Source organism: Catenibacterium faecis (assembly GCF_014306455.1).
Taxonomy (GTDB): Bacteria; Bacillota_I; Bacilli_A; order Erysipelotrichales; family Coprobacillaceae; genus Catenibacterium; species Catenibacterium mitsuoka_A.
In genome coordinates this window covers 1-6,200 of the sequence record NZ_JACRWG010000082.1, presented here as the reverse complement: position 1 = coordinate 6,200, position 6,200 = coordinate 1, and the positions used below count along the sequence as shown (strand labels likewise).

The 6,200-nt window shown below is 32.5% G+C and carries 10 protein-coding genes and 1 rRNA gene; 9 read left to right on the top strand and 2 right to left on the bottom strand.

Features of this window, described 5'->3' with window-relative positions:
• Positions 1 to 9: 9 nt before the first annotated feature.
• The 9 genes from rrf to H8909_RS12180 all read left to right on the top strand — a co-directional run bounded on the left by rrf (position 10) and on the right by H8909_RS12180 (position 4,652).
• A 5S ribosomal RNA gene (rrf, locus tag H8909_RS12220) occupies positions 10 to 118 on the top strand.
• An 87-nt stretch (positions 119 to 205) separates the two neighbouring features.
• Positions 206 to 712, top strand: coding sequence for a flavodoxin family protein (locus tag H8909_RS12215; protein WP_187013021.1), 507 nt, complete (start codon positions 206 to 208; stop codon positions 710 to 712).
• Positions 705 to 1,250, top strand: coding sequence for a hypothetical protein (locus H8909_RS12210; protein ID WP_187013020.1), 546 nt, complete (start codon positions 705 to 707; stop codon positions 1,248 to 1,250). The genes H8909_RS12215 and H8909_RS12210 overlap by 8 nt, the downstream gene beginning before the upstream one ends.
• Before the next feature lie 111 nt (positions 1,251 to 1,361).
• Positions 1,362 to 1,634 (top strand): HU family DNA-binding protein, encoded by a 273-nt coding sequence (locus H8909_RS12205; RefSeq protein ID WP_022424200.1) that lies wholly within the window; start codon positions 1,362 to 1,364, stop codon positions 1,632 to 1,634.
• A 65-nt stretch (positions 1,635 to 1,699) separates the two neighbouring features.
• Positions 1,700 to 2,413, top strand: a complete 714-nt coding sequence (locus tag H8909_RS12200; protein ID WP_369409839.1) for a zinc metallopeptidase — start codon at positions 1,700 to 1,702, stop codon at positions 2,411 to 2,413.
• Between the two features lie 58 nt (positions 2,414 to 2,471).
• Positions 2,472 to 2,963 (top strand): hypothetical protein, encoded by a 492-nt coding sequence (locus tag H8909_RS12195; protein ID WP_187013018.1) that lies wholly within the window; start codon positions 2,472 to 2,474, stop codon positions 2,961 to 2,963.
• Positions 2,964 to 2,971: 8 nt separating this feature from the next.
• Positions 2,972 to 3,547: a DnaD domain-containing protein gene (locus tag H8909_RS12190; protein ID WP_238928292.1), complete on the top strand. Its 576-nt coding sequence runs from the start codon at positions 2,972 to 2,974 to the stop codon at positions 3,545 to 3,547.
• Positions 3,540 to 4,175: an endonuclease III gene (gene nth, locus H8909_RS12185; protein ID WP_187013016.1), complete on the top strand. Its 636-nt coding sequence runs from the start codon at positions 3,540 to 3,542 to the stop codon at positions 4,173 to 4,175. Before H8909_RS12190 ends, nth begins: the two co-directional genes overlap by 8 nt.
• Before the next feature lie 105 nt (positions 4,176 to 4,280).
• On the top strand, positions 4,281 to 4,652 hold the full coding sequence (locus H8909_RS12180; protein WP_187013015.1) for a hypothetical protein: 372 nt from the start codon (positions 4,281 to 4,283) through the stop codon (positions 4,650 to 4,652).
• On the opposite strand, the gene H8909_RS12175 is transcribed toward H8909_RS12180, so the two are convergent.
• Positions 4,602 to 5,522 (bottom strand): IS3 family transposase, encoded by a 921-nt coding sequence (locus H8909_RS12175; RefSeq protein WP_187013022.1) that lies wholly within the window; start codon positions 5,520 to 5,522, stop codon positions 4,602 to 4,604. The two genes, H8909_RS12180 and H8909_RS12175, sit on opposite strands and share 51 nt — an antisense overlap.
• 128 nt (positions 5,523 to 5,650) lie before the next feature.
• Entirely contained in the window at positions 5,651 to 6,079 is a 429-nt protein-coding gene (locus H8909_RS12170; RefSeq protein WP_187013014.1) for an HTH domain-containing protein, read from the bottom strand.
• Positions 6,080 to 6,200 lie beyond the last annotated feature (121 nt).

Below are 6,200 nucleotides of genomic sequence, written 5' to 3'. Positions count from 1 at the left end.
CCTCGAGGATCTGGCGGCGATAGCATGATGGACACACCCGTTCCCATCCCGAACACGGAAGTTAAGCATCATAACGGCGACGATAGTGTGAAGACGCGACAATAGCAAGCTGCCAGGTCCTTTTTTTATGCCTTCCGACGGGAGGGCTTTTTTTATTGAATTCGTTTACTTCTTCTTGTATCATTATGGGAGGAGGGCATATCATATGAAAAATATAGTTATTACTGATAAAGACATTCCTTTAGAGTTATTTAAAGAAAGTGTTATTGTAAATCTGAATAATATTAAATATAGTGCTTGTACTGGTGATTATACATGCCTAAAAAAACGATCACCTTGTCGTTATCATGATGATATATCAGTCATTAATCAATGGATTGGAGAAGCTTCTTTGATTATATTAGTGACTCATATTTATTGTGGATGCTTTGATACACCTCTAAAATCCTTTATAGAACGCAATATTGCCTCATATGAGCCTTATTATACAACAGTAGATGGAACAACCTGTCATGCATCTTTAGCTCAGCAATCAAAGAAAATCCTTCTTATAGGTTATGGTGATATATCAGAACATGAACAGAAGATGTTGATGAATTATTTACATGATTCTCTTCTAGGTTATTCTATTTCTTCTATTAATACTTATTTTTGCACTGAAGAAGAATTAGACAATTCTCTTAAGACATTTGGAGGTGTTGACCGTGGATAATACATTAATCATCTTATCTGGTTTAATATATACAAATAAAGTTATGTATAACCAGGCATATAAGCTTGCTCACTATCTTAAAAACGATGTCACTATTAAAACATTACAAGTGATAGAAGATAAAGATTTAGTAGATAATGATACTCTTATTTTCATGTTTCCTATCTCTTCGCAAACCATCCCTTCATGTATGCTTGATTATATGAAAAATAATGAGTCTTTAATGAATCATAAAACTATTTATTGTGTCATGTATTGTGATGAATATGAAACAGATTATTGTGACTATGCCCAAGAAATTATGGAGTTATATAGTAAGAAAACAAATGCAGTTTATAAAGGTACATTAAAAATTGGTGCTTACTTCTTATTAGACCATATTCCTTATACATGGCGTGTATCTAATGAATTAAAAAATTTTGCATTAGATATAAGAAAAGCGAAAGAAAGTGTCTTAGATATCACATTTTTTTCTAAAAAACAGTTCTTAAAAGAAGGAAATAAGTTCTGGGAAAAAGCCTATAAATCAAAAAAATAGTAATTCATTTTATGTCCTTTATTACGTGCTTTTTTTGTATTTTATCTCTTGAAATAGAAGATAGATTTTGTTATACTACTCAAGGATAATTTATTAGGAGGCATTACAGAAGTGAATAAAAAAGAATTAATCAATATCGTTTCTGAAAAAAGAGATTTAACAAAAAAAGACGCTGAAATTCTTGTGAATACAGTTTTTGATACGATGGTAGAAAGTATGATTGATGGTGACAAAGTTCTTATTTCTGGCTTCGGTACATTTAAAATCAATCACTGCCATGAACGTAAGGGTGTTTCACCTAAGACTAAGGAACCTATTATCATTCCTGCAAGTCGTACAGTTTCTTTCAAACCAAGTAATAGATTAAAAGATGCAATGAACTAATGCATCTTTTTTGTTTATATACAGTTAATAATTTTTATGTATAATAGTATCAGGAGTTGATGAAAATGAGTAATTATTTAATGACAAATCCAGGTTATATGCTTGGTACAATTTTAGTAGTTATTGCGATGGTTTTTTCTTTATACTGCCAGGCCAAGATTAAATCTACATACGCGAAATACCGTCAAAAACAAAATAGCCGTGGTATCACAGGGGCACAAGTGGCTAGAGAAATATTAGATTCTCATGGAATGACTCATGTACCAGTTTATGAAGTACATGGAGAATTATCAGATCACTTTGATCCTTCTAATAATAGTGTATCTCTTTCGAGTGACATATATCATGGTACAACCATTGCATCATGTGCTGTTGCAGCACATGAATGTGGTCATGCCATTCAATATCATGAAAACTACATGCCAATACGTGTAAGAAATGCGATTATTCCTTTATGTAATGTAGGAAATTATTTAGGTTGGATTGCGATTATGATTGGACTTGCATTAGGATCTACTAAACTTGCCTTTTTAGGTTTCTTCCTTATGTGTGGTATCTTAGCTTTCCAGATTATTACATTGCCAGTAGAAATTAATGCATCAAAAAGAGGACTTGCGATATTACAATCTCAATACTTGAATGAAAATGAATATGCAGGTGCATGGCAGATGCTTTATGCTGCTGCATTGACTTATGTTGCTGGAGTATGTGCAACTCTTGCAAGTATGTTAAGAATTCTCTTTATGATATTAAGCAGTTCTAATAGAGATTCAAATTGATGAATCTCTTTTTTTTTAATCTTAAATGCGCTATAATAGTGGCACTATGGAGGTCGTTATGAATTATAATAAGAAAGATAAAAACTGGATTTATCATTTAATCATTGCAGTATTAGTGGTTATTTTGATTGTAGTCTCTTTCTGCATGTTAAGTATACATGTTCCTTATTTTAATCATGAAAATGATATCGCATTAGAAAGAAATAAGATCATTAATAAACATAAACTTAACTATGATGATTACTTCAATGAATATAACAGCGCTAAGACCTACTATATCATTCGTATTAAAGACAAGAAGAAAAAGAAGGTCTATCAGGTTTACAATACTAAATATAAATTAGTAGATAGCTATAGTGGTTCTATCGCTAAACAGGAAGATGTCATCAATACAATCAATAATGAATATAAAGTAAATGTAAGTAGCTTATCTATAGGTTATGAAAATGGTGATCTTGTTTATTTTGGAAAATATCAGAATGATGAGCACCTCTACTATTTCTATTACTCTTTAGATGAAGGAAAGTTTGTGAAGTATTATCGTCTATGAGTACAGAAATGTTGAAAGATTATCAGTGTATAGACTTTAAGAAACTATTATTACTTAAAGGAAAGTCTATAGGGCTAAAAGATGAAGAAACACATATATTATTATTGATGATGACTTTAGGTGATTTAGGTGTAAGACCTATATATCCTCAAAAGATTGCGGAATTCTCGTCTCTATCTATTAAAGAAATTGATGATATTATGATTAGACTTGTTGACAAACATTATCTTGATCGTATTAACTTAAAAATTGATTTCAAACCTTTAGAAAAGCTATTACTAGGTATGAAGGTAGAAAAGAAAGAAGAAGTCAATCTTGTAGAAATATTTGAGGATGCTTTTGGACGTACAATGAGTACTATGGATATTGAATATATCAATCAGTTTAAAAGAACTGGATATGATGATGAAATGATTGTATCTGCTTTAAGAGAAGCAGTGAAATCTAATGCACTTTCTTTTAGATATATTGAAAGAGTATTAGAAAACTGGGCTCATTCTAAGAATTATATTAAGAAATATCAAGAAGAAGAGCCAGAAGTAAGTGAAGAAGTAAGAAATTATAACTGGTGGGAAAATGATTAAAACAAAACAAGATCGAATACTCAATACATTTGATGCAATGTTTCCAGATGCACGTTGTGTATTGAATCATTCTAACAATCTAGAATTACTTGTTGCAGTAATGTTATCAGCGCAAACAACAGATGAAGCAGTGAACAAACTGACTACTCATCTATTTAAAAAATATCAGACAGTAGAAGACTATGCGAATGCATCATTGCCCGAATTAGAGTCAGATCTCCATTCTATTGGCCTTTATAGAAATAAGGCTAAGAATGTCAAGGCTATGGCTGAAGCTCTTCAGACACGCTTTAATGGCGTTGTACCAGCTTCTCATAAAGAATTAATTACACTCCCAGGAGTAGGAAGAAAAACAGCCAATGTTGTCATGGCAGAAGGATTTGGTTATCCCGCTATTGCGGTAGATACACATGTAGAACGTATTTCTAAAAGACTTGGATTTGCGAAAGCGGATGATACAGTATTAACTGTAGAAAAGAAGCTCATGAAGACTATTCCTAAAAATAGATGGATCAAAACACATCATCAAATGATCTTCTTTGGAAGATATCATTGTAAAGCCATGACACCTCATTGTAAGGAATGTCCACTAGTAGATATATGTAAAGAAAAGAATAAGAAACTATAAGAATCTAATGTGGACCCCGTGTCAAGGACATTAAATAAAAAAGTACTTAAAATCAATTAGAAATATAGATATCCTCTAGGTTGTAATAACCAGGAGGATATTTTTATGTGTAAACTATGTAAATATGTAATTATTAAAGATGGAGTTTTATGTGTATTGGAAACAGATAGAATGAAGGAAGTCATAAGAAATGAACTTGGTGTATTTGATTACCGTGATTATATATTTGATGATGATCCATCAGTCTATCTTCTTGTAAAGGATTTAAGTGTATATGATACTGATCATACTATTGTTTACAGATCTTTTCCAGATGATGCTGACGGTTATTTTAATGGCACTGTTATATTCACTAAGATGGATGATTTTGGCTTTGCATCATTAAGTAATAATGATATAGATATAATCAGAAGTCATCTACACAGATTATCTGATGGATTGTTTGAAATGAGTTATTCTTTGAAGGGTAGCTACTAATTTCTCGAGCGTTGAGTTTCTATCAAGATTATTTCTTACCTGTCTGAATTTTTCCTTATATTCATCAGGCTCCTTAGCGATATGGTTGAGCGGGTACTTACCAGTCATATAATATTCAAAGTATTCATTTGGTGAAAGCTTGGCTAGATTGTACTGATAACGATCAGTGTTGTAATAAACCATATAGTAATCTATTATTTCCTTTAGATCTTCGTATGAGCAGGCATTCTCTGTATATCTACCTATCTCATCTTTCATATGTCCTAAGAAGGATTCCTGGGGAGCGTTATCCCAGCAGTTTCCTCTTCTTGACATTGACTGTCTGATTTCCAGGCTCTTAAGTAAGTCAATAAACTTGATACTTGTATAATGTACACCCTGATCACTATGTATCAGAGCATCAGTGTGAATGTTATACTTATGCTTACTATAAAGCTGATTGATTGTCTCCAGGACAAAGTCTTCTTCTAGGGATGGTGATAATACATATTCAAGAATCTGCTTTGTAAATCCATCCTTTACCACTGATAAATAGGCTTTAGATCTTTCGTGATCATAGAATAGATAAGCAATGTCTGTTTCAAGCACATATCCAGGACTATACTCCTCAAAGTGTCTGTTCAGAATATTATCCGCATAATTTGATGTTTTCATTGCCTTAGCCATTCTTCTTGCAGGATTGGCTTTTCTTATTGGACAGAATAGCCCGTATTTCTTCATCAGTCTTGAAATCTTTTTATGATTCATCACAATGCCTATGTGAAGAAGACGCATATGAATACCACGTCTGCCTTTGTCATATCCTTTGAACTTGTATGCTTCTAAAATCAGTTCAAAATCCTTACGGTCTTGTTCTTCTTTTTCGCTTATGAAACTTTTTCGTTTCTTTCATGAATAGAACCCACTTCTTGAAACACCTGCAGTATCACATAATGCTGAGACACTCAGATTATTACTAGGTGATTCAAGAGTTCTATCCATCAGTTCATATTTCTCTCTTACTGTTTGTCCTTCTGCAGTTTTGAGATTTGCTTTCTGTTGATAAATCTCACTCTTTTTAAAAAATCGTTCTCCTGCTGGAGAATTTCGCATTTTTGTTTAAGCCTTTCTAGCTCTTCCTCGATAGTAAGAACCCTTGTAAGAGGTCTGCCAGAATTTGTGCTTCTTGTATCTTTGAATCCTTCTACTCTTGCTGCTTCTTTCCTTACACGATGTGTGAAGTTTTTAGTTCGACGGGATCCTAGCATACTTGGATCAAATCCATACTTTCTAAATATGTTTCCAGGCATCATGCCATTCTGTAAATCATTCCAGAATAGGTCCTTGAATTCTTCAGAATAGGTTATACTTTTGGCAGATACCTTCTTTACATATGGATTCTTCTCAAGTTCCTTTACTTGTTCATCACTAAAATAGTTTGCTCCCATAATGTTAAACCGCAAACTCTACCCATCTGATAACTGCAAATTATATTACCCTATATAATAATGTATTCTTATAGCGACCGCAGTTTATTTCAATCAATAAATCATAGATAAAGAAAAGATG

Excerpts from the sequence above, each read along its gene's own strand:
- H8909_RS12215 (WP_187013021.1), top strand. The coding sequence starts at position 206 with ATGAAAAATATAGTTATTACTGATAAAGACATTCCTTTAGAGTTATTT.
- H8909_RS12200 (WP_369409839.1), top strand. The coding sequence starts at position 1,700 with ATGAGTAATTATTTAATGACAAATCCAGGTTATATGCTTGGTACAATT.
- H8909_RS12195 (WP_187013018.1), top strand. The coding sequence starts at position 2,472 with ATGAATTATAATAAGAAAGATAAAAACTGGATTTATCATTTAATCATT.
- H8909_RS12190 (WP_238928292.1), top strand. The coding sequence starts at position 2,972 with ATGTTGAAAGATTATCAGTGTATAGACTTTAAGAAACTATTATTACTT.
- nth (WP_187013016.1), top strand. The coding sequence starts at position 3,540 with ATGATTAAAACAAAACAAGATCGAATACTCAATACATTTGATGCAATG.
- H8909_RS12180 (WP_187013015.1), top strand. The coding sequence starts at position 4,281 with ATGTGTAAACTATGTAAATATGTAATTATTAAAGATGGAGTTTTATGT.
- H8909_RS12170 (WP_187013014.1), bottom strand. The coding sequence starts at position 6,079 with ATGGGAGCAAACTATTTTAGTGATGAACAAGTAAAGGAACTTGAGAAG.